27 protein-coding genes are annotated in these 23,882 nt (G+C 70.0%); 22 read left to right on the top strand and 5 right to left on the bottom strand.

From position 1 onward, the window contains the following. Positions 1–59: 59 nt before the first annotated feature. Positions 60–962 (bottom strand): EamA family transporter, encoded by a 903-nt coding sequence (locus ACZ6YG_RS39505; RefSeq protein ID WP_261809034.1) that lies wholly within the window; start codon positions 960–962, stop codon positions 60–62. A 230-nt stretch (positions 963–1,192) separates the two neighbouring features. On the opposite strand from ACZ6YG_RS39505, the gene ACZ6YG_RS39500 reads away from it, so the two are divergent. Further along, the gene (locus ACZ6YG_RS39500; protein WP_148036357.1) at positions 1,193–2,110 is read left to right on the top strand and encodes a LysR family transcriptional regulator; all 918 of its coding nucleotides are present in this window, start codon (positions 1,193–1,195) and stop codon (positions 2,108–2,110) included. Here ACZ6YG_RS39500 and ACZ6YG_RS39495 read toward each other — a convergent pair. Further along, positions 2,103–2,963 (bottom strand): EamA family transporter, encoded by an 861-nt coding sequence (locus tag ACZ6YG_RS39495; RefSeq protein ID WP_466020788.1) that lies wholly within the window; start codon positions 2,961–2,963, stop codon positions 2,103–2,105. The genes ACZ6YG_RS39500 and ACZ6YG_RS39495 overlap by 8 nt on opposite strands. Positions 2,964–3,054: 91 nt before the next feature. Here ACZ6YG_RS39495 and ACZ6YG_RS39490 point away from each other — a divergent pair, with 91 nt between their 5' ends. From ACZ6YG_RS39490 to ccsA, 5 genes are read left to right on the top strand one after another with little or no spacing between them, the layout of a single operon-like run. Further along, complete coding sequence (locus tag ACZ6YG_RS39490) at positions 3,055–3,696, top strand: histidine phosphatase family protein (protein ID WP_219544844.1); 642 nt, start codon at positions 3,055–3,057, stop codon at positions 3,694–3,696. Between the two features lie 56 nt (positions 3,697–3,752). Then, entirely contained in the window at positions 3,753–4,319 is a 567-nt protein-coding gene (locus tag ACZ6YG_RS39485) for a TlpA family protein disulfide reductase (protein WP_466020787.1), read from the top strand. Then, positions 4,312–5,034: a cytochrome c biogenesis CcdA family protein gene (locus tag ACZ6YG_RS39480; RefSeq protein ID WP_219544846.1), complete on the top strand. Its 723-nt coding sequence runs from the start codon at positions 4,312–4,314 to the stop codon at positions 5,032–5,034. The genes ACZ6YG_RS39485 and ACZ6YG_RS39480 overlap by 8 nt, the downstream gene beginning before the upstream one ends. Continuing rightward, complete coding sequence (gene resB / locus ACZ6YG_RS39475; RefSeq protein WP_148036362.1) at positions 5,034–6,590, top strand: cytochrome c biogenesis protein ResB; 1,557 nt, start codon at positions 5,034–5,036, stop codon at positions 6,588–6,590. The genes ACZ6YG_RS39480 and resB overlap by 1 nt, the downstream gene beginning before the upstream one ends. Continuing rightward, entirely contained in the window at positions 6,580–7,548 is a 969-nt protein-coding gene (ccsA, locus tag ACZ6YG_RS39470; RefSeq protein WP_466020786.1) for a cytochrome c biogenesis protein CcsA, read from the top strand. The genes resB and ccsA overlap by 11 nt, the downstream gene beginning before the upstream one ends. 93 nt (positions 7,549–7,641) lie before the next feature. On the opposite strand, the gene ACZ6YG_RS39465 is transcribed toward ccsA, so the two are convergent. Beyond that, positions 7,642–7,938, bottom strand: a complete 297-nt coding sequence (locus tag ACZ6YG_RS39465; RefSeq protein ID WP_148036364.1) for a PLD nuclease N-terminal domain-containing protein — start codon at positions 7,936–7,938, stop codon at positions 7,642–7,644. A 118-nt stretch (positions 7,939–8,056) separates the two neighbouring features. On the opposite strand from ACZ6YG_RS39465, the gene ACZ6YG_RS39460 reads away from it, so the two are divergent. Then, positions 8,057–9,052: a hypothetical protein gene (locus tag ACZ6YG_RS39460; RefSeq protein ID WP_148036365.1), complete on the top strand. Its 996-nt coding sequence runs from the start codon at positions 8,057–8,059 to the stop codon at positions 9,050–9,052. Between the two features lie 10 nt (positions 9,053–9,062). Beyond that, entirely contained in the window at positions 9,063–9,305 is a 243-nt protein-coding gene (locus ACZ6YG_RS39455) for a hypothetical protein (protein WP_148036366.1), read from the top strand. 190 nt (positions 9,306–9,495) lie between these two features. Here the strand turns inward: ACZ6YG_RS39455 and ACZ6YG_RS39450 are convergent, their stop codons facing one another. Beyond that, the gene (locus tag ACZ6YG_RS39450; RefSeq protein ID WP_026214226.1) at positions 9,496–9,717 is read right to left on the bottom strand and encodes a BldC family transcriptional regulator; all 222 of its coding nucleotides are present in this window, start codon (positions 9,715–9,717) and stop codon (positions 9,496–9,498) included. Positions 9,718–9,974: 257 nt separating this feature from the next. On the opposite strand from ACZ6YG_RS39450, the gene ACZ6YG_RS39445 reads away from it, so the two are divergent. Continuing rightward, entirely contained in the window at positions 9,975–10,193 is a 219-nt protein-coding gene (locus ACZ6YG_RS39445) for a DUF4229 domain-containing protein (protein WP_148036367.1), read from the top strand. Here ACZ6YG_RS39445 and ACZ6YG_RS39440 read toward each other — a convergent pair. Continuing rightward, entirely contained in the window at positions 10,190–11,395 is a 1,206-nt protein-coding gene (locus ACZ6YG_RS39440; RefSeq protein WP_466020785.1) for a hypothetical protein, read from the bottom strand. The genes ACZ6YG_RS39445 and ACZ6YG_RS39440 overlap by 4 nt on opposite strands. A 78-nt stretch (positions 11,396–11,473) precedes the next feature. On the opposite strand from ACZ6YG_RS39440, the gene ACZ6YG_RS39435 reads away from it, so the two are divergent. The 13 genes from ACZ6YG_RS39435 to nuoK all read left to right on the top strand — a co-directional run bounded on the left by ACZ6YG_RS39435 (position 11,474) and on the right by nuoK (position 23,834). Then, entirely contained in the window at positions 11,474–12,202 is a 729-nt protein-coding gene (locus ACZ6YG_RS39435) for a demethylmenaquinone methyltransferase (RefSeq protein ID WP_219544848.1), read from the top strand. A 148-nt stretch (positions 12,203–12,350) separates the two neighbouring features. Continuing rightward, positions 12,351–13,607, top strand: a complete 1,257-nt coding sequence (locus ACZ6YG_RS39430) for a geranylgeranyl reductase family protein (RefSeq protein ID WP_364234693.1) — start codon at positions 12,351–12,353, stop codon at positions 13,605–13,607. A gap of 76 nt (positions 13,608–13,683) precedes the next feature. Continuing rightward, positions 13,684–14,079 (top strand): NADH-quinone oxidoreductase subunit A, encoded by a 396-nt coding sequence (locus tag ACZ6YG_RS39425; protein WP_148036370.1) that lies wholly within the window; start codon positions 13,684–13,686, stop codon positions 14,077–14,079. Between the two features lies 1 nt (position 14,080). Further along, positions 14,081–14,632, top strand: a complete 552-nt coding sequence (locus ACZ6YG_RS39420; protein ID WP_148036371.1) for a NuoB/complex I 20 kDa subunit family protein — start codon at positions 14,081–14,083, stop codon at positions 14,630–14,632. Beyond that, entirely contained in the window at positions 14,629–15,333 is a 705-nt protein-coding gene (locus ACZ6YG_RS39415) for an NADH-quinone oxidoreductase subunit C (RefSeq protein WP_378525358.1), read from the top strand. Before ACZ6YG_RS39420 ends, ACZ6YG_RS39415 begins: the two co-directional genes overlap by 4 nt. Continuing rightward, the gene (locus tag ACZ6YG_RS39410) at positions 15,330–16,655 is read left to right on the top strand and encodes an NADH-quinone oxidoreductase subunit D (RefSeq protein WP_219544851.1); all 1,326 of its coding nucleotides are present in this window, start codon (positions 15,330–15,332) and stop codon (positions 16,653–16,655) included. Before ACZ6YG_RS39415 ends, ACZ6YG_RS39410 begins: the two co-directional genes overlap by 4 nt. Beyond that, positions 16,652–17,308: an NADH-quinone oxidoreductase subunit NuoE gene (gene nuoE, locus ACZ6YG_RS39405; RefSeq protein WP_364234698.1), complete on the top strand. Its 657-nt coding sequence runs from the start codon at positions 16,652–16,654 to the stop codon at positions 17,306–17,308. Before ACZ6YG_RS39410 ends, nuoE begins: the two co-directional genes overlap by 4 nt. Next, the gene (nuoF, locus tag ACZ6YG_RS39400; protein WP_148036375.1) at positions 17,305–18,594 is read left to right on the top strand and encodes an NADH-quinone oxidoreductase subunit NuoF; all 1,290 of its coding nucleotides are present in this window, start codon (positions 17,305–17,307) and stop codon (positions 18,592–18,594) included. Before nuoE ends, nuoF begins: the two co-directional genes overlap by 4 nt. Then, positions 18,591–20,975 carry an NADH-quinone oxidoreductase subunit G gene (locus ACZ6YG_RS39395; protein WP_466020784.1) on the top strand — a complete coding sequence of 795 codons (2,385 nt, stop codon included), beginning with the start codon at positions 18,591–18,593 and terminating at the stop codon, positions 20,973–20,975. The genes nuoF and ACZ6YG_RS39395 overlap by 4 nt, the downstream gene beginning before the upstream one ends. Next, positions 20,972–22,288: an NADH-quinone oxidoreductase subunit NuoH gene (gene nuoH, locus ACZ6YG_RS39390; RefSeq protein WP_148036377.1), complete on the top strand. Its 1,317-nt coding sequence runs from the start codon at positions 20,972–20,974 to the stop codon at positions 22,286–22,288. Before ACZ6YG_RS39395 ends, nuoH begins: the two co-directional genes overlap by 4 nt. Next, complete coding sequence (nuoI, locus tag ACZ6YG_RS39385) at positions 22,275–22,790, top strand: NADH-quinone oxidoreductase subunit NuoI (protein WP_148036378.1); 516 nt, start codon at positions 22,275–22,277, stop codon at positions 22,788–22,790. The genes nuoH and nuoI overlap by 14 nt, the downstream gene beginning before the upstream one ends. Next, a complete protein-coding gene (locus ACZ6YG_RS39380; protein WP_148036379.1) occupies positions 22,783–23,541 on the top strand; it encodes an NADH-quinone oxidoreductase subunit J in 759 nt (252 codons plus the stop codon). The genes nuoI and ACZ6YG_RS39380 overlap by 8 nt, the downstream gene beginning before the upstream one ends. Then, positions 23,538–23,834: an NADH-quinone oxidoreductase subunit NuoK gene (gene nuoK, locus ACZ6YG_RS39375; protein ID WP_148036380.1), complete on the top strand. Its 297-nt coding sequence runs from the start codon at positions 23,538–23,540 to the stop codon at positions 23,832–23,834. The genes ACZ6YG_RS39380 and nuoK overlap by 4 nt, the downstream gene beginning before the upstream one ends. Positions 23,835–23,882 lie beyond the last annotated feature (48 nt).

The following is a 23,882-nucleotide window of genomic DNA, read 5'->3' as shown; positions in this document are numbered from 1 at the left end:
AGAGATCCAATCCCTGATCCGCGGACGAACTTTTCGCTGATCTGCCGTGCCCTGAGTCGCTATTTCGCGAGCGTGGCTTTCCCTGGTTCGCGGGCACGTGGTTCCGCGATCCGACGGCGTGGGCGGGTGCCCGCGTACAGGACGCCGGTGACGATGAGGACGGCGGCGGCGATGCGGAGCCAGGTGAAGGGCTCGCCGGTGAAGAGGGCGGCCGAGGTCATGCCGAAGACCGGCACGAGGAGCGTGTAGGGGGCGACGGTGGAGGCGTCGTAGCGGCGCAGGAGGAAGCCCCAGACGCCGAAGCCGACGAGTGTCGAGACGAAGGCCACGTACAGGAGGGACAGCCAGCCCTCCAGCGGGGCCGTCAGGGTGGGGACGCCCTCCAGCCAGAGTGACAGGAGCAGGAGCGGCGGCGACGACAGGGCGCTGACCCAGACCATGAAGCGCAGCGAGTCGGGCGGGGCGGCCTTGCGCTGGGCGATGTTGCCGAGGCCCCAGGCCGCGGCGGCGGCGACGCACAGGGCGAAGGCGCCGATCGGGCCGGAGGCGCCGAAGTCGAGCGCCACCAGGGCCAGGCCGCCGAACGCGACGGCCAGGCCCGTCACCCGGCGCGCGGTGAGGCGCTCGCCGAGGAGCGTCACCGCGAACAGGATCGTGAACAGCACCTGCATCTGCAGGACCAGCGAGGTCAGCCCGGCCGGCATGCCGGCCCGCATGCCCACGAGCAGCAGGGCGAACTGGCCGGCGCCGGTCGTCGCGGCGACCGCGGCGATCCAGCGCCAGGGCACGGCCGGGCGGCCGACCAGGAGCAGGGCGGGGAAGGCCGCCATCGCGAACCGCAGGCCCGCGTACAGCAGGGGCGGGAAGTGCTCCAGCCCCACCTGCATGACGACGAAGTTGACCCCCCAGACGGCGGCCAGCCCGATGGCGAGCGCCAGATGAGGGGGTCTCAGCGTGTTCACGGCGATCCTGTGGATCGCGGCTCGGCCCCGGGGTTCATGCGGGGATCTAGGCGGCCTTGCGGACCCGGGCGGCGCGCTGCTCGCGGGCCTGCTCGGCGAGGGTCTTCAGGTACGAGGTGGACTGGAACGACTTCTGCTTCGGCTTAAGGATTCGCATGCAACTATTTTCCAACGCTACAGAGTGAAGGACAAGCGAGACTTTCTACGCTTAACGCTTTAGACTCGCTTACATGTTGGACCTCAACCGGCTCAAGGCCCTCCACGCCGTGCACGTCTACGGCTCCGTCGGAGCCGCCGCCGACGCGCTGATGGTCACCCCCTCGGCCGTGTCGCAGCAGATAGCCAAGCTGGAGCGGGAGACCGGCGCGCGGCTGGTCGAGCGCAACGGGCGCGGGGTGCGGCTGACGGACGCCGCCGGGCTGCTCGCCGAGCACGCGGAGCGCATCCTCGCCCTGGTCGAGACCGCCGAAGCCGACTTCGAGGCGCTGCGCGGCCAGGTCGTCGGCAGGCTCAACGTGGGCGCGTTCCCGACCGCCGCCCGCGGCCTGATGCCGCTCACCCTCGCCGAGCTCCGGCAGCGCCACCCCGACCTGTCGGTGCAACTGTACGAGCGCGAGCCTGAACGGGTGGTCCGCGAGGTCGCCAGGGGAGAGCTCGACCTGGTGGTCGTGCAGGACTGGCTCAACCGGCCGATGCCCATCCCCGACGGCCTGTCCAGGAAGACGCTGCTCGAGGACATCGCCGACGTGGCGCTCCCCGCGAACCACCCGCTGGCCGGCGAACGGGAGATCCAGCTGTCCGCGCTCTGCGGCGAGCGGTGGATCAGCTCCTCGCCCGGCACCATCTGCCACGACTGGCTGGTGTTCACGCTGCGCAGCGCCGAGCTGGAGCCGGAGATCGCCTCCATGGCCGACGAGTACCCCACCCAGCTCGCGCTGGTCGCGGCCGGGCTCGGCTGCGCGATCGTGCCGCGCCTGGGCCGCGACCCGGTGCCGGCGGGCGTCCGGCTGGTCCCCCTGCTGCCGCGCCAGACCCGCCGGATCTACGCGCTCTGGCGCAGCGACGCCGCCCGCCGCCCCGCCATCAGGGCGACGGTCGACGCTCTCGTACGGGCGGGCGAAACCGCGCAGGACGGCTGGATCAGCTGAGCGCGATGGCCACCACGCCGCCGACGATCACGCCCGCGGCCAGCAGGCGGTGGCGCAGCCCGTCCTCGGCGAGCAGCCGCCCGCCCAGCACGACCGCGATCAGCACGCTGATCTCGCGCGCCGGCGCGACCAGGCTCACCGGCGCCCTGGTGAACGCCACCAGCACCAGCAGGTAGGACACGAAGATGAGCACCGCCGCCGTCACGATCGTGCCCCGGTGCGCCCGCCAGGCCGCCGCCATCAGCGCCCGCCGCCGCCCGCGCAGCACGAACGGGGCCAGCACGATCATGCGCCCCACCTCGCCCAGGTAGTTGAGCAGGATCGGCGCCACCGCGAAGGTGCTCACCACCCGCGAGTCCCACACCGTGTAGGCGGCGATGAACACCCCGGTGGCCAGCCCGAACGCCAGCCCTTTCAGGTCCGCCCCGCCGGCGCGCCCGCTCATCAGGAACACCCCGGCGCCCACCAGGAGGATCCCGGCGATCCCCACCGGCGTCGGCCGCTCGCCCAGGAACAGCACCGCCACCAGGCTCGCCAGCATCGGCCCCGTGCCGCGCGCCACCGGGTAGACGATCGACAGGTCGCCGCTGCCGTACCCCCGCTGCAGCAGCAGGAAGTACGCCATGTGGATCGCGGTGCTGACCCCGATCACCGCCAGGTCCGCCCACCCCACCCGGGGCCGCGCCACCAGCAGGAACCCGGCGAACAGCGGGCTCCACACCACCGCGCCCGCCGCCGCCACGAGCCAGACGAACACCAGGCCGTCGACGTGCGCGGCCTTCTTGCTCAGGAGGTTCCACGACGCGTGCGCGACGGCCGCGACCAGGACGAGAACCAGAGCCAGAGGATCCAATCGGCGGCTCCTTCCGGGAGGCCCCGACTTTACTCCGGTGGCGATCAGCCCTGGCGATCAGGGACCGCCGAGCGGATAAGCTGAGGCCACCATGGCTGAAACCACCGTCGTCCACCTGCTGCGCCACGGTGAGGTGCACAATCCCGGCGGCATTCTCTACGGCAGGCTGCCGGGCTACCACCTGTCCGAGACGGGCGAGCTGATGGCCAAGACCGTCGCCAAGGCGGTGTCCGGGCGCGACATCGTGGCCGTCTACAGCTCGCCGCTGGAGCGCGCCCGCGAGACCGCGGCCCCCGTCGCGGCCGCCCACGGGCTTGAGGTGATCATTGAGGAGCGGCTGCTGGAGGCCGGCAACCTGCTCGAAGGCCGGGCCGTCGGGCAGGGGCTGCAGATCCTGCGCAGCCCGCGCAACTACCGCTACTTCTGGAACCCGATGCGTCCTTCCTGGGGCGAGCCCTATCCGGTGATCGTCGCGCGCATGCGCACGGCCATCGACGACGCCAGGGAGGCGGGGCGCGGCCACGAGGTCGTCATGGTCAGCCACCAGCTGCCCATCTGGGCCGTCCGGATGGCGGCGGAGGGCCGGCGCAGGCTCTGGCACGACCCGAGACGCAGGCAGTGCGCCCTGGCCAGCCTGACCTCGTTCACGTTCGAGGGCGACCGGCTCGTCAGCGTCGGCTACAGCGAGCCTGCCGGGTCGATCGACAGGGGCCCCAGCGTGCCGGGCGCCTGACCGCGCCGGTAGAGTTGCAAGCTCTACCGCTTGTAGTACAAGGAGATCTTCCTCCCGTGCGCGCCAAGTCAATCTCCCTGGTCCTCCTCGCCGTTCTGGTGACGGGATGCGCCGGCAGTCAGAGCGGGCAACCGCAGGCGGGCGACACGCGATTCGTCGCGGGCGACGGGAAGATGCAGGTGTTCGAGGCCGCCGACCGCAAGCCCGCGCCGGCGGTCGAGGGCCCGACCCTCGACGGCGGCACGGCCTCGCTGGCCGCGCACCAGGGCAAGGTCGTCGTGATCAACTTCTGGGCGTCCTGGTGCGCGCCCTGCCGGGCCGAGGCCCCGGTGCTCAAGGAGGTCGCGGCCGAGACCAAGGCCGGCGGCGTGGAGTTCATCGGCGTCGACTTCAAGGACCGCAGGGCCGACGCGCTGGCCTTCGAACGCACCGAGGGCACCGGTTACCCAAGCATCTACGACCAGCCGGGCAAGGTCGCCCTGGCCTTCCAGGGCACGGTGCCGCCCGCCGCCATCCCGTCCACGCTCATCATCGACAAGCAGGGCCGGATCGCGGCCAGGGCGCTCGGCGCGGTCCGCTACACCGACCTGAAGAACGCGGTGCTCAAGGTGCGCGATGAGTGACGTCGTCGCCTCCGGCTCCCTGCTGCTGGCCGTGCCGATCGCGTTGCTGGCGGGGCTGGTGTCGTTCCTGTCGCCGTGCGTGCTGCCGCTGGTCCCTGGCTATCTCTCGTACGTGACGGGCATGAGCGACGATCCCAAGCGGGGGCGGCTGGTGCTCGGCACCACGCTGTTCGTGGCCGGGTTCGGGGCCGTGTTCGTGCTCAGCGGCGCCCTGTTCGGCCAGCTCGGCCAGGCCATGCTGGTCAACGCCGACCTGATCACGCGGGTGCTCGGTGTGCTGACGATCCTGCTCGGGCTGGCCTTCATGGGCGTCTTCCCGCAGCTGATGCGCGACGTGCGCATCCACCGGCTGCCCGCCGCCGGGCTCGCCGGGGCGCCGCTGCTCGGCGTGGTGTTCGGGCTCGGCTGGACGCCGTGCATCGGGCCCACCCTGGCCGTGGTGCTCACGCTCGGGCTGAACGAGGGCAGCGCCTCGCGCGGCGCGCTGCTGGCCGTCGCCTACGCGCTGGGGCTCGGGCTGCCGTTCGTCGTCGCCGCCCTGGCCTACAGCAAGGCGCTGCGCACCTTCCGCGCCATCCGCCGCCACTCCCGGCTGATCACCAGGATCGGCGGCGGCATGATGGTGGCCGTCGGGGTGGCCCTGGTCACCGGCCTGTGGGGAGAGATGATCGCGACCATGCAAGGGCTCATCGGCGGATTCAGGCCGGTGATCTGATGACTGTCTCCGACCTGGAGCGGAAGCAGGAGCCGAAGCGGGCAGGGCTGGGCCCGGCGGGCTGGCTCCGCTGGTCTTGGCGCACGCTCACCTCGATGAAGACGGCGCTGCTCCTGCTGTTCCTGTTCGCGCTGGCCAGCATCCCCGGCTCGCTGATCCCGCAGCGCGGAGTCGAGCCCGACCAGGTGGCGCGCCTCTACGACGAGAGCCCGGGCCTGGCCGTCTGGTACGACCGGTTCCAGCTCTTCGACGTCTTCAGCTCCGTCTGGTTCGCCGCCATCTACCTGCTGCTGTTCACCTCGCTGATCGGCTGCATCGTCCCGCGCACCGGCACCTACCTGCGCGAGCTGCGCCGCAAGCCGCCCGCCGCGCCGCGCAACCTGTCCAGGTTGCCCCACCACGCCGCCTTCGAGAGCGACCTGACCGTCGAGGAGGCCGCCCGGCGGCTGCGCAAACTGCGCTTCCGGGTGGTCACCGGAGACGGCTGGGTGGCCGCCGAGAAGGGCTACCTGCGCGAGACCGGCAACCTGCTCTTCCACGTCGCGCTGCTCGGCCTGCTGGCGGCCGTCGGCATCGGCTCCGTGTTCGGCTACCGCGGCAACGTGCTCGTGGTCGAGGGCGACGGGTTCGCCAACACCGTCGCCGCCTACGACCGCTACATGCCGGGGCCGCGGGTCAACGCCGAGTCGCTGGAGCCGTTCGCGTTCGAGCTGAGCGACTTCCAGGCGACCTACCAGGTGGGCGGCGGCAACTCGGGCCAGGAGCTCGACTACTCCGCCCATCTCAAGGTCAACGACTCGCCGGGCGCGCCCGCCCGCGACTACGAGCTGAAGGTCAACGAGCCGCTCGACGTCAACGGCACCCAGACCTACCTCATCGGCCACGGCTACGCCCCCGAGTTCCGGGTCACCGACGGCGAGGGGCAGGTCGCCTTCGAGGGGCCGGTGCCGTGCCTCATCGAGGACAAGCCGACGCTCACCTCCGGATGCGTGGTCAAGGTGCCCGACGCCCAGCCGTCGCAGCTCGGGTTCCTGCTGCGCTTCCTGCCGACCAGCACGCCGCTCACGGACGGCGGTCACGCCTCCTCCTTCCCCGGCGCGGTCGTCCCGGAGGTGCAGGTTCTCGGCGCGTTCAGCGGCGACCTGGGGCTGCGCTCGGGTGTGCCGCAGTCCGTGTACGAGCTCGCCCCGCCCGAGATCATGAAGAAGCTCGACCCGCTGGTGATGGGCGAGGCGGCGGGCGACCCGCTGGCCGTGGGCAAGTCGCTGGAGCTGCCCGGCGGGGCGGGCAAGCTGGAGTTCACCGGCGTCAAGGAGTGGATCACGCTCCAGATCGCCTACGACCCCGGCCGGCTCCCGGCCCTGCTGGCGGCCGGCACGGCCACCATCGCCATCGTGTTCTCGCTCGTGATCCGCCGCCGCCGGGTGTGGGTGCGGGTCAAGGACGGCAGGGCCGACGTGGGTGGGCTCACCCGCACCGAGGGCTCCGCGGCGGGGTTCGCCGAAGAGTTCGACGAGATCGTCAAGGAACTAGCAGGAGACAAGGATGTCCGCTGAGACACTGGCAGAGCTGAGCGACCTGTTCGTGGTCGCCGCCGTCCTGCTCTACCTGGCAGCCATGATCGGGTTCGCCGTCGAGCTCGCGTTCGGCCGGGCGCGCGCCGAGACCCGCCAGGTACGGGGCGGCGCCCGCGTTCCGGTGGGCGTGGGCGCCGAGGGCGACACGCCGCACCCGGGAGAGATCGCGGAGGCGTCAGGCGGAGCCGTGGCCGAAGGGCCCGAGCCGCCGGCCTGGGCGCGCAAGGCCGGCACGGTCGCCCTGGTGATCGCCTGGCTCGGCTGGGCCGCCAACCTGACCGCCATCGCCACGCGCGGCCTGGCCGTCGACCGGTGGCCGTGGGGCAACATGTACGAGTTCGTGGTGGCCATCTGCTTCGCCGCCGTGACCGCGTTCCTGGTCGCCCACCTGCGGCAGAACATCCGCTTCCTCGGCGCCTTCGTCATGGTCTCGGCCGCGCTGGGGCTCGGGCTGGCCGTGCTCAAGTTCTACACGGTGGCGGGGCCGGTGGTGCCGGCGCTCAACTCCTACTGGATCGCCATCCACGTCTCGGCCGCGATCCTGGCCAGCGGCATGTTCGTGCTGGCCGGGGCGTCGGGCGTCCTCTACCTGATCCGCGGTGACGGGCTGTCGCGGCTGCCGTCCAAGGACGACCTGGAGAAGGTCGCGCACAAGGCCATCGTGGTGGCGTTCCCGCTGTGGACGTTCGCCGTCATCGCGGGCGCGCTCTGGGCGGACAAGGCGTGGGGCCGCTACTGGGGCTGGGACCCCAAGGAGGTCTGGTCGTTCATCACCTGGATCGGCTACGCGGCCTACCTCCACGCCCGCGTCACGGCGGGCTGGCGCGGGAACAAGGCGACCATCGTCCAGCTCGTCGCCTTCGCCTGCCTGCTGTTCAACCTGTTCGGCGTGAACATCTTCATCTCCGGGCTCCACAGCTACGCCGACGTCGGCTGAGGCGTACCGCGGGCAGCGGAAAGACACCCGGTGGCGGCGCCGGGTGTCACTTCTGTGGTCGGAGGGGGTCGGCGGGGGGTGTGGGGGAGCCCGTCAGGCCTCGGACTCGCCGCGGAGGCGGCGCTCGAGCTCCTTCAGGAAGTCGGGGTCGTCGTCGGGGCCCTTGGGCATGACCCCGGCCTCACCGGCGACCGGACGTGCCGCGACGACGGCCTTGGGACGGCCGCGCATCATCCAGAAAACGCCGCCGACGATGGGGACCGCGGCGACGATGATCAACCACACGGCTTTGGGGGACTGCTGGACCTCTTCCTCGGGGGTCGTGATGACATCGAACAACGAGAACAGCCAGAAGGCCAGAAGAGCCAGGCCGATTAGAACACCTGCCATGCCCGAACTGTAAGCCATCTTGAGACCGATCGTGCCACCTGATGTCCCATTCAGGATGACTAAGGAAGATCTGCGTCGTACCGTGGAACCCGGTTCCCCCGGGCTGGCGAGAGGTGCGATGGCCATTTCCAGTGACAAGGGACGCCATCGGCGGGGCCGATGGTGGCGGCGCGGGTCCTACCTCTTCTCCCGGCGCACCGAGGCGCCACCCGAGGCGGAGCGCTCGTTCTGGTCCGCCCGCCGCGGCAACCGTACCCGTGAGGTCGACGCCAGGCCGCCGGGCATGGGCGACACCGCGGAGCCGGAACGGTCCCGGCACGCGGGGAAGGACCAGCGTCCCGAGCGCTCGCGCCGTCCGGAGAAGGACCGTGACAAGGACCGGCCGCGCCGCTGGGAGGGACGCGAGCGGCTGTCCGCCGCGGTCGTCGAGGAGCCGCGCTACACCTGGCACGACTTCGAGCTCCTGGACGCCTTACCCCGGGCGCAGCCCAACCGCCCCGACGCGCCGCCGATGGGCGACGGGCTGCGCCACTGCGGCAAGCTGGAGCGGATCCTGCACCGCCAGTGGGACGCCAGGCTGGGCCCGCCGCCCCCCGAGGTGGTCCGGGCCGTGGAGAGTCTGGCGAGGCTGCCCGACCGGCTCAAGGAGAAGCTGGCCGCCGGCCTCGAAGGCATCTACGTCGGCCCCGGCGGCGTCCCCGACCTGGACGACATGGGGTATCTGCGCGGCGCGCCGCTGCCGTCGGGCCGTGCCACCTGGGACATCTGCGCAGGCGCGTACGGCGAGCGCAAGATCGTGGTGGGTGACCGGCCGTCGCCGACGCCCGACGTGATGATGCACGAGGTGGGGCACGCCATCGACGACATCGACTCGGCGTTCGGCGAGTGGGTCTCCGACTCGCCGGACTTCGCGGCGCTGTTCGAGCGGGTGGAGCCGCTGCTGGTGTCCGCGTTCCACCGTCAGGGCGGCGGGCTGGGCCGCAAGGAGTTCTTCGCCGACGCCTTCGCCGCGATCGCCGCGCGCCAGCGTCCGGCCCTGGTGGACATGCTCGGCGGCAACACGCGGCTGGCGCTCGACGTCATGCTGTTCTTCAACAGGCGCTACGGAATCTAGGTGGTAGGCCATGTACGTCATCCGGCTCGCTGACGGCACCCTGAGGGTGCCGCGGAGCCTGGCCAGCGAGGACGGGCGTCTGATCGGCAACGGCTTCGTGGAGATCGGGCCGGACGACCCCGACTACGGCCAATGGCTGCCCGAGTCGGTGACCGAGGAGGAGGCCGCCGAGCGCCGGCGTCGCTGGGTGGAGGAGAACGACGCGCTGGAGCGGGAGTTCCTGGCGTTCAAGGCGGACCAGGACGAGACCTGAGTCCGCCGGAGTGGGGAGAGTGGGCAGGAAGTCTCGCCGGGGCGGGGCGGCTCGGCGGCCTGGCAGGCGCCAGCCACGATCGGCGGTTGGCGCCTTTCACCGTGCTCGCCGCGGGTTGGACCAGTGAGCACGCGGACCGAGGTCCCGTCTCGGTGATCCTGGCTCGCAGGATCACCGACCAGACGGCACGTCAGACGCGCGGGGACTCACCTGCCGGCCTGTCGGCCGTAAGAACGTCCTCGCCTCGGAGAAGGGCGTGCACTTCCGACTCGCGGAAACGCCGGTGCCCTCCGGGGGTGCGGATACTGCTGATGCGGCCTGCCGCAGCCCAGCGCGTAACCGTCTTTGGGTCTACCCGGAAGAGGGCGGCAACCTCTCCAGGGGTCAGCAGACGCTCGCTGCTACTCTCCACCAATCTCTCCCCCTCGCATCCCGCTTCCTGCCAGCGGGCGGACAGGTAACTAGTGTGTCGAGCGAAGCCTGATTTATCCGTGGTTTTCTACAAAGATCACGGGTTGTTATCAGCTGACTGCCCGATTGTTATATGATAGAGCCTCTTTGGGGCTCTCGTGGGTGTTTCTTTACGAAACACCCTAACTGGGAACAGTAGCAGCGCTCGCGCCCGATGCGAAGAGCGAGCGGTGCGAGGGGCCGAGTAATCTCGACACCGTGCATCCCGTTCTCGTTTACACCGCCTCGCGGATCGGCCTGTTCGTCATTGCCTTCGGCGTGTTGTGGCTGACTGGGCTGCAGCACCCCCTGCTCCTGATCGGGGGCGCGTTCCTGGTCAGCGGATTCGCCAGCTTCGTCCTGCTGTCCAAGCAGCGTGACGCGGTGAGCGCCCGCCTCAGCAACAAGCTGGACCGCCCCAAGCCGCAGGACGACTAGGGCAGAGGGAACATGCCAATCCGGGCATGGTACTCCCCACCGAGTCTCGTCGTGTCGCTACCGACAAGTAGTCCTGTGGGATGCGCGTAAAACGCCTTCACGCCGATCCCGCGCTCCCGGCCCGGATTCCAACTCAGCGCCTTTCCGGTGCGCGGATGAATGGCCCCGATGCCCTCGCGCGGCACCGCCCCCGGACCTGCGGAGTCGCGGCCCTGCGGATTGTTCAGCCAGCGCTGGTGGCCGCCCACGTACACGGCCGCGCCGGTGACCGACACCGAGTAGAGCGAGTCGCCGCCGGTGCTGTTGGTCCAGGTGGGTTCGAGGTCCTTGCCGCTCGCGTACGTCTCGAACCGGGCGGCGGTGTCGCACATGCCGCGGCGCGGGCCGCCGGTGGTCACGACCACGAAGTAGCGGCCGTCCGGTGAGACGTCCAGGCCGCGCACGTACCAGGGGAACGCCTCCATGCACGTGCCGGCGTAGACGCCGGTGCGCCACGGGGCGACCCTGGCCACGGGGCGGCTCACGTCCACGACGCCGAGCTGCGGGCGCGAGTGCCCGTCGAGGGTGGTGAAGTTGCCGTCGACCACCAGCCGGTCCTTGGTCAGAGCCAGGGCGTGCACCCTGACCTTCCTGGTGAGCGGCTCGCCGGGGACGACGCCGAAGTCCGCGTCGACCGCGCCGGTGGCGGCGTCCAGCCGGGCCAGGGCGGCACGCGGGCGGGTGAAGTCGCCGCCCGCGTAGAGGTGGGAGCCGCGCAGCGCGAGCGTGGTGACGGCGCCGCCGGACACGCGCGGCTTGAAGGACTTCACCGGCCGGCCGGTGGCCAGGTCGAGCCGGGCCAGGGCGCGGGCCGGGGTGGCGCCGACGACCGAGAAGTCGCCGCCCACGTAGACCGTGCCGTCGGGGCCGGGGGCCAGGCTGTGGACCGTTCCTCCCACGTCGGGGGAGAAGTCGGTCAGCACGCGGCCGGTCCGCAGGTCGTAGGCGAACAGGTTGTCGCGTGCGTACTTGACGGTCCTGGACGCGTCGGCCACCTCGCTGAAGGAGCCGCCGACGACGACGGTGCCGCCGACGACGGTGATGGAGTGGACGATGCCGTCGAGCACGTGAGGGGTGCTGTCGACAGGGTCGGCCGAGACCACGCCGGAATGCGCGGTGGGGGCCGCTGCGATGATCGCCGCCAGGGCGACTCGGGCAAGCATTCAGCAATTCTTAGCAGACGGTAAGTAATCTCGTGGCTACTTTCCGTCAATTGTCGGGTTGGCCATAGGCTTGACTCCATGACGCGCGCTCAACTGGACAAGAAGCCGGGGGAGGTCGCGGCGATGTTCGACCGCACCGCCCGGCGCTACGACCTGGTCAACGACGTGATCTCCCTCGGGCAGGTCAGGCTGTGGCGCAAGGCGGTGGCCCAGGCCGTCGACGCCGGTCCCGGCGAGGTCGTGCTCGACCTCGGAGCCGGCACGGGCATGTCCACCGAGTCCTTCACCGGGCTGGGCGCGCGGGCGATCGCCTCCGACTTCTCGCTCGGCATGCTCCGGGTGGGCGTACGGCGCCGCGGCGGCAACGCGCTGACCGGCGAGGGGATCCCGTTCGTCGCCGGCGACGCGATGCGGCTGCCGTTCGCCGACGACTCGTTCGACGCGGTGACGATCTCGGTCGCGCTGCGCAACGTGCACGACACCGGCCAGGCGCTGCGCGAGATGCTCAGGGTGACCAGGCCGGGAGGGCGGCTGGTGGTCATGGAGTTCTCCCACGTCACCGTGCCGGTGCTGGATCTGGTCTACCGCGAGTATCTGATGAGGATGCTGCCCAAGGTGGCCCAGGTGTTCGGCTCCAACGACGACTCCTACGAGTATCTGGCGGAGTCGATCAGAGACTGGCCCGACCAGCGGAGGCTGGCGCGTACGATTCAGGAAGCCGGCTGGGGGCGCGTCGCCTGGCGCAACCTGACCTGCGGCATCGTGGCCATTCACCGGGGCTTCAAGCCGTCCGTCCCGGAAGCGTGACGACGGACATGATCTACTGGGTCATGAAGGCCCCCCGGCTGCCACTTTGTCCTGGAAAAGGGTTAGACTGACGGGCCGGAAAGTTTGTGAAGAGGTTCACAAAGGACCACGCCCGGATAACACCCCGTTGTAGGACAGGACCAGGCCCGTGACCGTGCCAGCAGCCCGCAAGGCTGACGCCGACGTCATCGTCGTCGGCGCCGGTCCCGCCGGTTCCGCGACCGCCTTCTACCTCGCGCGGGCCGGCCTCGACGTGCTCGTGCTGGAGAAGACCCGGTTCCCCAGGGAGAAGGTCTGCGGCGACGGCCTGACCCCGCGCGCCGTCAAGCAGCTGCTCAACATGGGCGTCGACGTCGACGGCCCCGGCTGGGTCAGGAACAAGGGCCTGCGCGTGGTCGGCGGCGGCCTGCGGTTCGAGCTCGACTGGCCCCAGCTGGAGCGCTTCCCCGACTTCGGCCTCGTCCGCACCCGCCAGGACTTCGACCAGATACTCGCCGCCCACGCGGAGGCGGCCGGCGCGCGCCTGATGCAGGGCGTCACCGTCACCGGCCCGGTGCTCGACGACCGCAGCGGCCACGTCACCGGCGTGACCACCAAGGACGGCGCGACCTACCGCGCCCGCGTGGTGGTGGCCGCCGACGGCAACAGCACCCGCCTGGCCCTCGGCATGGGCCTGCACAAGCGCGAGGACCGCCCGATGGGCGTGGCGGTGCGCACCTACTTCACGAGTCCCCGCCACGACGACGACTACCTCGAGACCTGGCTGGAGCTGTGGGACGAGGAGACGCTGCTGCCCGGCTACGGCTGGGTGTTCGGCGTCGGCGACGGCACCGCCAACGTGGGGCTCGGGCTGCTCAACACCAGCTCCCACTTCGGCAACATCGACTACCGCGACCTGCTCAAGCGGTGGTGCAAGGCCATGCCCGCCGAGTGGGGCTTCACCGAGGAGAACATGACGGCCCCGATCCGCGGCGCCGCCCTCCCGATGGCCTTCAACCGGCAGCCCCACTACACCCGCGGTCTCGTCCTGGTCGGCGACTCCGGCGGGTCGATCAACCCGTTCAACGGCGAGGGCATCGCCTACGCGATGGAGACCGGCGAGATCGCCGCCGAGGTCATCGCCCGCGCGCTCGCCCCCCGCACCACCCCCGCGCAGCGCGAACGCCTGCTGCGCGACTATCCGCGCCTGCTCAAGGACGCCTACGGCGGCTACTTCACCCTGGGCAGGGTGTTCGTCGAAGCGATCGGGAGGCCGGGTGTGATGAGCTTCGGCACCAGGCATGGGCTTCCCCACCCCAGACTGATGCGCTTCGCGCTCAAACTCCTTGGTAATCTCACCGACCGGCGAGGCGATGCGTCAGACAAGATCATCAACGCACTCTCGAAAGTCGCGCCACGAGCATGATTCCCACACTCACCCGGCAAACACTTAGATCTCGCCGCGCGCCCGAGCGCGTGGCGGCGCAAGAGGAGGCGTAGCGATGGACCTTTACGTGCCCATCCTGGTGCTCGCCGTTCTCGCGGGGGGCTTCGCGATCTTCTCGGTCGCCATCGCTCCCTTCACCGGTCCCAAGCGCTGGAACCGCGCCAAGCTCGACGCGTACGAATGCGGTATCGAGCCGACGCCCCAGCCAGTCGGTGGCGGACGGTTCCCGCTGAAATACATGGTCACGGCGATGCTCTTCATCGTCTTCGACATCGAGATCATCTTTCTCTACCCGTGGGCCGTCTCGTTCGCGCCGCTCACCAACGACGCCGGCCAGGTGATCGCCTCTGGCCTGGGCGTGTTCGCGCTCGTGGAGATGCTGCTGTTCATCGTCACCGTCCTGGTCGCCTACGCGTACGTATGGCGCCGTAAGGGTCTGGAGTGGGACTGACATGGGACTCGAAGAGAAACTCCCCAGCGGGTTCATCCTCAGCACGGTCGAGCAGGCCGCCGGCTGGGCACGCAAGAACTCGGTGTGGCCGGCCACGTTCGGCCTCGCCTGCTGCGCCATCGAGCTGATGGCGACCGGCGCCTCCCACTACGACCTCGCGCGCTTCGGCATGGAGCGCGCTTCGGCGACTCCGCGGCAGGCCGACCTGATGATCGTCGCCGGCCGGGTGTCGCAGAAGATGGCGCCGGTGCTGCGGCAGATCTACGACCAGATGGCCGAGCCCAAGTGGGTCATCGCGATGGGCGTGTGCGCCTCCAGCGGCGGCATGTTCAACAACTACGCGATCGTCCAGGGCGTCGACCACGTCGTGCCCGTCGACATCTACCTGCCGGGCTGCCCGCCGCGGCCGGAGATGCTCATCGACGCGATCGTCAAGCTGCACGACAAGATCCAGAACATGAAGTTCGGCGCGCACCGCGCCCAGCAGATCGAGGACCTCGAACTGCGGGCGCTCCGTACGCTGCCGCTGATCGACCAGGGGGCGACCAAGTGACTTCGCCCGACAACCTCCCCGAGGTCCCCGACGCGAAGGTGCCCGACGAGGCACAGGCGCCCGAGCCGGTCGAGGCGCCCGTCGTCCGGCGCGGCATGTTCGGCGTCCACGACTCCGGCGACACCTCCGGCTTCGGCGGGCTGGTCGTCCGCCGCCAGCCGCGGCTGTCAACCCCGCGCCCGTACGGGGGCTACTTCGACGAGATCGTCGACGCACTCGGCATGGACGACGCCATCGAGCGCGTGGTCGTCGACCGCGGCGAGCTGACCCTGCACGTCAAGCGGGAGCGGCTGGTCGAGGTGTGCCAGAAGCTCCGCGACGACCCGGAGCTCCGCTTCGAGCTGTCGCTCGGCGTCTCCGGGGTGCACTACCCGCACCTCGATGGCGAGGAGCTGCACTCCCTCATCCACCTGTGCTCGATGACCCACAACCGCCGGGTGCGCGTCGAGACGAGCTGCCCCGACGCCGACCCGCACATCCCGTCGACCGTCGGCGTCTACCCGACCCACGACTGGCACGAGCGCGAGGCGTACGACTTCTTCGGGATCGTCTACGACGGTCACCCCGCGCTGACCCGGATCATGATGCCCGACGACTGGGACGGCCACCCGCAGCGCAAGGACTACCCGCTGGGCGGCATCCCGGTCGAGTACCGCGGCGCCACGATCCCCTCGCCGGATCACAGGAGGTCATACTCATGAGCACCGCCTACGACGAGGCGACAGAAGGCAAGGTCTACTCGGTCACCGGGGGCGACTGGGACGACGTCGTCACCGGCGTCCGCGAGGGCGACGACGAGCGCCTGGTCGTCAACATGGGCCCGCAGCACCCGTCGACCCACGGCGTGCTCCGGCTGGTCCTCACCCTCGACGGCGAGACGGTCACCGAGGCGCGCAGCGTCATCGGCTACCTCCACACCGGCATCGAGAAGAACATGGAGTACCGCACGTGGACCCAGGGGACCACGTTCGTCACTCGCATGGACTACCTGTCGCCGATCTTCAACGAGACGGCCTACTGCCTGAGCGTCGAGAAGCTGCTGGGCATCGAGGACCGGGTGCCCGACCGGGCCCAGGCGATCCGCGTGATGATGATGGAGCTCAACCGCATCTCCTCTCACCTGGTCGCGATGGGCACGTTCGGCATGGAGCTGGGCGCCACCACGCCCTTCCTGTTCGGCTACCGTGACCGCGAGATGGTCATGGACCTGTTCGAGTACATCACCGGCCTGCGCATGAACCACGCCTACGTGCGGCCCGGCGGCGTGAGCGTCGACCTGCCCGCGGGCGCGGTCGACAAGGTCGGCGAGCTCCTCAAGGAGATGCCCAAGCGGATCAAGGACATCCGCAAGCTCCTCGACGAGAACCCCGTCTACCTGCGCCGCACCCAGGACGTGGCCTACCTCGACCTGACCGGCTGCATGGCGCTCGGCATCACCGGGCCGATCCTGCGGGCCTCGGGCCTGCCGTGGGACCTGCGCAAGACACAGCCCTACTGCGGCTACGAGAACTACGAGTTCGACGTCGCGGTCCAGAAGGGCTGCGACGTGTACTCCCGCTACCTCGTCCGCATGCAGGAGATGGAAGAGTCCCTCAAGATCATCGAGCAGGCCCTGGACCGCATCGCCGGTCCGCTCAAGGGCGACCCGGTGATGATCGAGGACAAGAAGATCGGCTGGCCGGCGCAGCTCGCGCTCGGCCCCGACGGGCTCGGCAACTCGCCCGACCACATCGCGCACATCATGGGCAGCTCGATGGAGGCCCTCATCCACCACTTCAAGCTGGTGACCGAGGGCTTCCGGGTGCCCGCCGGGCAGGCGTACGCGCCGATCGAGTCGCCCAAGGGCGAGCTCGGCGCGCTCGTCGTCAGCGACGGCGGCACCCGCCCCTACCGCGTCCACTTCCGCGAGCCGTCCTTCAACAACCTGCAGGCCATCCCCGCCATGTCGGAGGGCGGGCAGGTCGCAGACGTGATCGCCGCGGTGGCATCAATCGACCCCGTCATGGGAGGTGTGGACCGGTGAGCTACGCACCGGAAGTCCGGGAGCGTCTGGAGAAGGACGCCAAGGAGATCATCGGCCGCTACCCGAAGGCTCGTTCGGCGCTGCTGCCGCTGCTCCACCTCGTGCAGTCGGAAGACGGCTACGTCTCCGACGACGGCCACGAGTTCTGCGCGGAGATCCTCGGCGTCAGCAAGGCCGAGGTCGTCGGCGTGTCGACGTTCTACACGATGTACAAGCGCAAGCCGGCCGGCGACTACCACGTCGGCGTGTGCATCAACGCGCTCTGCGCCGTCATGGGCGGCGACCAGATCTGGGAGGAGCTGACCGAGCACACCGGCATCGGCCACGACGAGACCACCCCTGACGGCAAGGTCTCGCTGGAGCGCCTGGAGTGCAACGCGGCCTGCGACTTCGCCCCGGTCATGATGGTCAACTGGGAGTTCTTCGACAACCAGACCCCCGAGTCGGCCAAGCAGCTCGTCGACGACCTGCGCGACGGCAAGGACATCCGCCCGACCCGCGGGCCGAAGCGGCTGTGCTCGTTCAAGGAGGCCTCGCGCGTGCTGGCCGGGCTGCCCGACGACCAGGCGGGCGAAGGCCCCTCGGCCGCCGGCGCCTCGCTGGAAGGCCTGAAGGTCGCCAAGGCCAACGGATGGAAGGCCCCAGAGGCATGAGTACTACCCTTACTCCGGTCCTGACCGCGAGCTGGGACAGGCCCGACTCCTTCACCATCGACGGCTACGGCCCGTACGAGGCCGCCAAGAAGGCGCTGGGCATGGACCCCGACGCCGTCATCCAGGCCGTCAAGGACTCGGGTCTGCGCGGCCGCGGCGGCGCGGGCTTCCCCACCGGCATGAAGTGGGGCTTCATCCCGCAGGGCGACGGCAAGCCCCACTATCTCGTCGTCAACGCCGACGAGTCGGAGCCGGGCACCTGCAAGGACATCCCGCTGATGATGGCCAACCCGCACTCGCTCATCGAGGGCGTCATCATCACCTCGTACGCGATCCGGGCCAACCACGCCTTCATCTACGTGCGGGGCGAGGTGCTGCACGTGATCAGGCGGCTGCACGCGGCCGTGCGCGAGGCGTACGAGAAGGGTTATCTCGGCACCGACGTCTTCGGCTCCGGCTACGACCTGGAGCTCGTCGTGCACAGCGGCGCGGGCGCCTACATCTGCGGCGAGGAGACCGCGCTGCTCGACTCGCTGGAGGGCTTCAGGGGTCAACCGCGTCTCAAGCCTCCGTTCCCGGCGGTGGCGGGGCTGTACGCCTCGCCGACTGTTGTGAACAACGTGGAGTCTGTGGCGAGTGTTCCCAGCATCATCGCCAACGGCGCCGACTGGTTCGCCTCCATGGGCACCGAGAAGTCCAAGGGCTTCGGCATCTTCTCGCTGAGCGGCCACGTCACGCGGCCCGGCCAGTTCGAGGCGCCGCTCGGCATCACGCTGCGCGAACTGCTCGACATGGCGGGCGGCATCCGCGAGGGACACCGGATCAAGTTCTGGACCCCCGGCGGCTCGTCCACGCCGATCTTCACCGACGAGCACCTCGACGTCCCGCTGGACTTCGAGGCCGTCGGCGCGAAGGGCTCCATGCTCGGCACCCGCGCGCTGCAGATCTTCGACGAGACCACCTGCGTGGTCCGCACCGTGCTGCGCTGGACGGAGTTCTACGCCCACGAGTCGTGCGGCAAGTGCACGCCGTGCCGCGAGGGCACCTACTGGCTCAAGCAGGTGCTCAAGCGCCTGGAGGCCGGCCAGGGCACCGAGGAGGACCTGTCCACGATCACCGACATCGCGGACAACATCCTCGGCCGCTCGTTCTGTGCGCTCGGCGACGGCGCGACCAGCCCGATCCACTCGTCTGTGAAGTACTTCCGCGAGGAGTACCTCAAGCACTTCGAGGTCGGCGGCTGCCCGTTCGACCCGAAGAAGTCCACTCTGTGGGGTGACCGGTGACCACGACCGCTGTAGAGACCAACCTGGTGACCTGCACGATCGACGGGTTCCAGATCAGCGTCCCCAAGGGCACGCTGATCATCCGGGCGGCCGAGCTGCTGGGCATCCAGATCCCCAGGTTCTGCGACCACCCGCTGCTCGACCCGGCGGCCAACTGCCGTCAGTGCCTGGTCGACATCCCCGACGCCGGCAACGGCCGCGGCTTCCCGAAGCCGCAGCCGTCCTGCGCGATCGAGGTCGCCCAGGGCATGGTGGTGCAGACCCAGCTCACCTCGCCGGTCGCCGAGAAGGCGCAGCGCGGGGCGATGGAGTTCCTGCTCATCAACCACCCGCTCGACTGCCCGATGTGCGACAAGGGCGGCGAGTGCCCGCTGCAGAACCAGGCCATGTCCAACGGCCAGGGCGAGTCCCGCTTCCAGGAGAAGAAGCGGACCTTCGCCAAGCCGCTGCCGCTCTCGACCCAGGTGCTGCTCGACCGCGAGCGCTGCATCCAGTGCGCGCGCTGCATCCGGTTCTCCGACCAGATCGCCGGCGACCCGTTCATCGACTTCTTCGAGCGGGGCGCCAAGGAGCAGGTCGGCGTGGCCGACGGCGAGCCTTTCCAGTCCTACTTCTCCGGCAACACGGTGCAGATCTGCCCGGTGGGCGCGCTGACCGGCGCCGCCTACCGGTTCCGGGCCCGCCCGTTCGACCTGGTGTCCACGCCGAGTGCGTGCGAACACTGCGCCTCCGGCTGCGCGCAGCGCACCGACCACCGGCGCGGCAAGGTCACCCGCCGCCTCGCGGGCAACGACCCGCAGGTCAACGAGGAGTGGAACTGCGACAAGGGCCGCTGGGCGTTCACCTACGCCACCCAGCCCGACCGGCTCAGGACGCCGCTGGTCCGCGACGAGGAGGGCGTGCTCGTGCCCACCTCGTGGCCGGAGGCGCTGAGCGTGGCCGCGCAGGGCCTGGCCGCCGCCCGCGGCAAGGCGGGCGTGCTGCTCGGCGGCCGGCTCACGGTCGAGGACGCCTACGCCTACGCCAAGTTCGCCCGCATCGCGCTCGGCAGCAACGACATCGACTTCCGTGCCCGGCCGCACTCCGCCGAGGAGGCCCGCTTCCTCGCGCACGCGGTCGCCGGCACCGGTATCGAGATCTCCTTCACCGACCTGGAGAACGCGCCCGCCGTGGTGCTCGCCGGGTTCGAGCCCGAGGAGGAGTCGCCGAGCGTCTTCCTGCGGCTGCGCAAGGCGTGGCGCAAGCGGGGGCTCCCGGTCACCTCGATCGCCCCGTTCGCCACCAAGAGCCTGGCCAAGATGGGCGGCACGCTCGTCCGCACCGCTCCCGGCGGCGAGGCCGACGCGCTCGGCGAGCTCGCCGGCACGCTGGCCGAGGGCACGATCGTGCTGGCCGGCGAGCGGCTGGCCACGGTCCCCGGCGCGCTGTCCGCCCTGGTGCGGCTGGCCGCCTCGGGGGCCAGGGTCGCCTGGATCCCGCGCCGGGCCGGTGAGCGCGGCGCCGTCGAGGCGGGCGCGCTGCCCAACCTGCTGCCGATCGGCCGGCCGGTCGAGGACGCCACCGCCAGGGCCGAGGTCGCCAGGGCGTGGGGCGTCGCCTCGCTGCCGGAGACGCCGGGCCTCGACACCTCGGGCATCCTCGCCGCCGCCCGTGACGGCGAGCTCGACGCCCTGGTGGTGGCCGGGGTCGACCCGTACGACCTGCCGGACCCGGCGCTGGCGCAGGAGGCGCTGGAGCGGATGCCGTTCATCGTCAGCCTGGAGATCCGCGCGAGCGCGGTCACCGACCGGGCCGACGTGGTGCTGCCCGTCGCCGCCGTCCAGGAGAAGGCCGGCACGTTCGTCAACTGGGAAGGCAGGGGCCGCTCGTTCGAGGCGCCGATCAAGGTGCCCGGCATGCAGAGCGACCTGGCCGTGATCGGCAACCTCGCCGACCGGATGGACGTCCACCTGGGGCTGCCCGACGCGCAGGCCGCCCGCCGCGAGCTGACGTCGATCGGCGCCTGGCGCGGCGACCGCGTCGCCGCCCCGTCCGTCGCCACCCGCGCCCTGCCCGCGCCCGCCGCGGGCCAGGCCCTGCTGGCGACCTGGCACCTGCTGCTCGACGACGGCCGTCTGCAGGACGGCGAGCCGTACCTCGCGGGCACCGCCCGCGCGGCCGAGGCGCTGGTCTCGGCGAGCACGGCGGCGGAGATCGGCGTCGCCGACGGTGACAAGGTCGTCGTCGGCGGGGCCGGCCCCACCGCCGTCACGCTGCCCGTCCGCATCGCCGACCTGCCGGACCGTGTGGTCTGGGTGCCGTCGAACTCGGGCGGCTGCTCGGTCACCCGCGATCTGGGCGCGGTGGCCGGCGACATCGTCACGATCGGGAGCGCCTCATGACCTACGTTCTCGCGGCCGATCCGACCCTTGCCGACTTCGGCAAGGACCCGCTCTGGATCACCATCATCAAGGCCGTGATGCTCTTCGCCTTCATCATGGTCGGCATCCTGCTCGGCGTCTGGTTCGAGCGGAAGCTGATCTCCAGGATGCAGCACCGCTACGGCCCGAACCGCGCGGGCAAGTTCGGCATCCTGCAGTCCGTCGCCGACGGCCTGAAGATGGGGCTCAAGGAGGACCTGACCCCGCGGACGGTGGACAAGGCGCTCTACCTGATGGCCCCGATCATCATGGTGGTGCCGGCCTTCCTGGCCTTCTCCGTCATGCCGTTCGGGCCGATGGTCAACCTGTTCGGCGTGCAGACGCCGCTGCAGCTGCTCGACCTGCCGGTGGCGGTGCTGTTCGTGCTCGCCATGGGCGCCGTGTCGGTCTACGGCGTGGTGCTCGCCGGATGGTCCTCGCGCTCGCCGTACGCGCTGCTCGGCGGCCTGCGCTCGGCGGCCCAGGTGGTCTCGTACGAGATCGCGATGGGCCTGTCGTTCGTGGCCATCTTCCTGTTCGCCGGCACGCTGTCCACCTCGGAGATCGTCGCGGCGCAGCAGCAGACCTGGTTCGCGGTGCTGCTCATCCCGTCGTTCCTGATCTACGTGGTCACCATGTTCGGCGAGGCGGCCCGCATCCCGTTCGACCTGCCCGAGAGTGAGGGTGAGCTGGTCGGCGGCTTCCAGACGGAGTACTCCTCGTCGCTGAAGTTCGCGCTGATCATGATGGGCGAGTACGTCCACACCTTCACCGCCTCCGGCATCGCCGTGACGCTGTTCCTCGGCGGCTGGCGGGCGCCGTTCCCCATCTCGCTGTGGGAGGGCGCCAACGTCGGCTGGTTGCCGGTGCTGTGGTTCATCATCAAGTTCATCCTGGTGTTCTGCTTCATCGTGTGGGTGCGGGCCTCGCTGCCGCGCATCCGCTACGACCAGCTGATGTCGCTCGGCTGGAAGGTGCTGATCCCGGTCAACCTGGCGTGGATCCTGCTCGTCGCCGCCGTGCGCAACGTGATCTTCGTCCGCAACGGCACCTTCGACGGCGACATCTACCTCTCCGCGGGGATGGGCGTGATCATCGTGATCGGCGCGCTGGCGATCTGGATGCGGTTCGACACCGTCAACCAACGGCGCAAGGAAGCCAAGAAGGCGGAGGTCGAGGCCGAGTTCGAGGAACTGTCCAAGGAGCCGGCAGCCGGTGGCTTCCCTGTGCCGCCGCTTGATCTGCCGCACTACCACGGGGCGCAGCACAAGGAGATTCCCAGTGGGACTAACTGATTGGCTGAACCCCGTCAAGGGCTTCGGGGTCACCTTCCACACGATGTTCAAGAAGCCCGTCACGACCAACTACCCGGAGGTCAAGAAGCCGACGGCTCCTCGCTTCCACGGTCGCCACCAGCTCAACCGCTGGCCCGACGGCCTGGAGAAGTGCGTGGGGTGCGAGCTGTGCGCCTGGGCGTGTCCGGCCGACGCGATCTACGTCGAAGGCGCGGACAACACCGAGGACGAACGCTACTCTCCGGGCGAGCGTTACGGGCGCACGTACCAGATCAACTACCTGCGGTGCATCCTCTGCGGGCTGTGCATCGAGGCGTGCCCGACCCGGGCGCTCACGATGACCAACGAGTACGAACTCGCCGACGGCAGCCGTGAGGCACTGATCTTCACCAAGGAGATGCTCCTGGCCCCGCTCACGCAGGGCATGGAGCAGCCGCCGCACCCGATGCGCCTGGGCGAGACGGAAGAGGACTACTACCGGCTGGGACGGACCAATGGGTGAGACCATCACTTTCTGGGTGCTCGCCGTCGTGTCCGTCGGCGCGGCTCTCGGCGTGGTCTTCAACCGGAAGGCCGTCTACTCGGCGCTGATGCTCGGCACCGTGATGCTCTGCCTGGCGGTCCTGTACGCGGTGCAGGAAGCGCCGTTCCTGGCCGCGGTGCAGATCATCGTCTACACCGGCGCCGTCATGATGCTGTTCCTGTTCACGCTCATGCTGGTCGGGGTCGACACCTCCGACTCGCTGGTCGAGACACTGCGGGGGCAGCGGTTCTGGGCGATCATCGCCGGGATCGGCTTCGCCGGGCTGATCGTGCTGGCCCTCGGCAACGCGGTCTTCAGCTCGCAGGCGGGGCTCGCCGCCGCCACCGCGCAGGGCGGATACATCCGCTCGATCGCGCTGCTGCTGTTCACCAAGTACGTGTTCGCGTTCGAGGTCACCTCGGCGCTGCTCATCACCGCCGCGCTCGCCGCGATGGTGCTGGCGCACCGCGAGCGGGTCGCCAAGAAGGCCACGCAGAAGGACCTGTCCAAGGCGCGCTTCCTCGGCGACCGGCCGACGCCGCTGCCGGGTCCCGGCACGTACGCCAGGAACAACGCGGTCGACATGCCGGCGCTGCTGCCCGACGGCTCGGTCTCCGAGGAGTCGGTCAACCCGTACATCGCCCGCTACGACGTCGAGCAGGACCGGCTGCCTAAGGACCCGAAGTTCGCCGAGGCCATCCGGCAACGGGCCGAGGAGGAGTCCGAGTGACCACGAATTACCTCATCCTGTCGGGCCTGCTGTTCTCGATCGGCGCGGTCGGCGTGCTGATCCGGCGCAACGCGATCGTGGTGTTCATGTGCATTGAGCTCATGCTCAACGCCTGCAACCTCGCCTTCGTCACGTTCGCCAGGCAGGTCGGCAACCTGGAAGGCCAGATCGTCGCGTTCTTCGTGATGGTGGTGGCCGCGGCCGAGGTCGTGGTCGGCCTGGCCATCATCGTGACGATCTTCCGAACCCGCAGGTCCGCGTCCGTCGACGACGCGAACCTGCTGAAGTACTAAGAGGTGACTGGTGGATCCCGTTGAGATCATCCAGCACACCACCGGTGG

It is taken from the genome of Nonomuraea sp. NPDC054003, from assembly GCF_055585125.1.
Note: the sequence above shows the minus strand (reverse complement) of the source record. Positions and strands in the feature narration are given on the sequence as shown.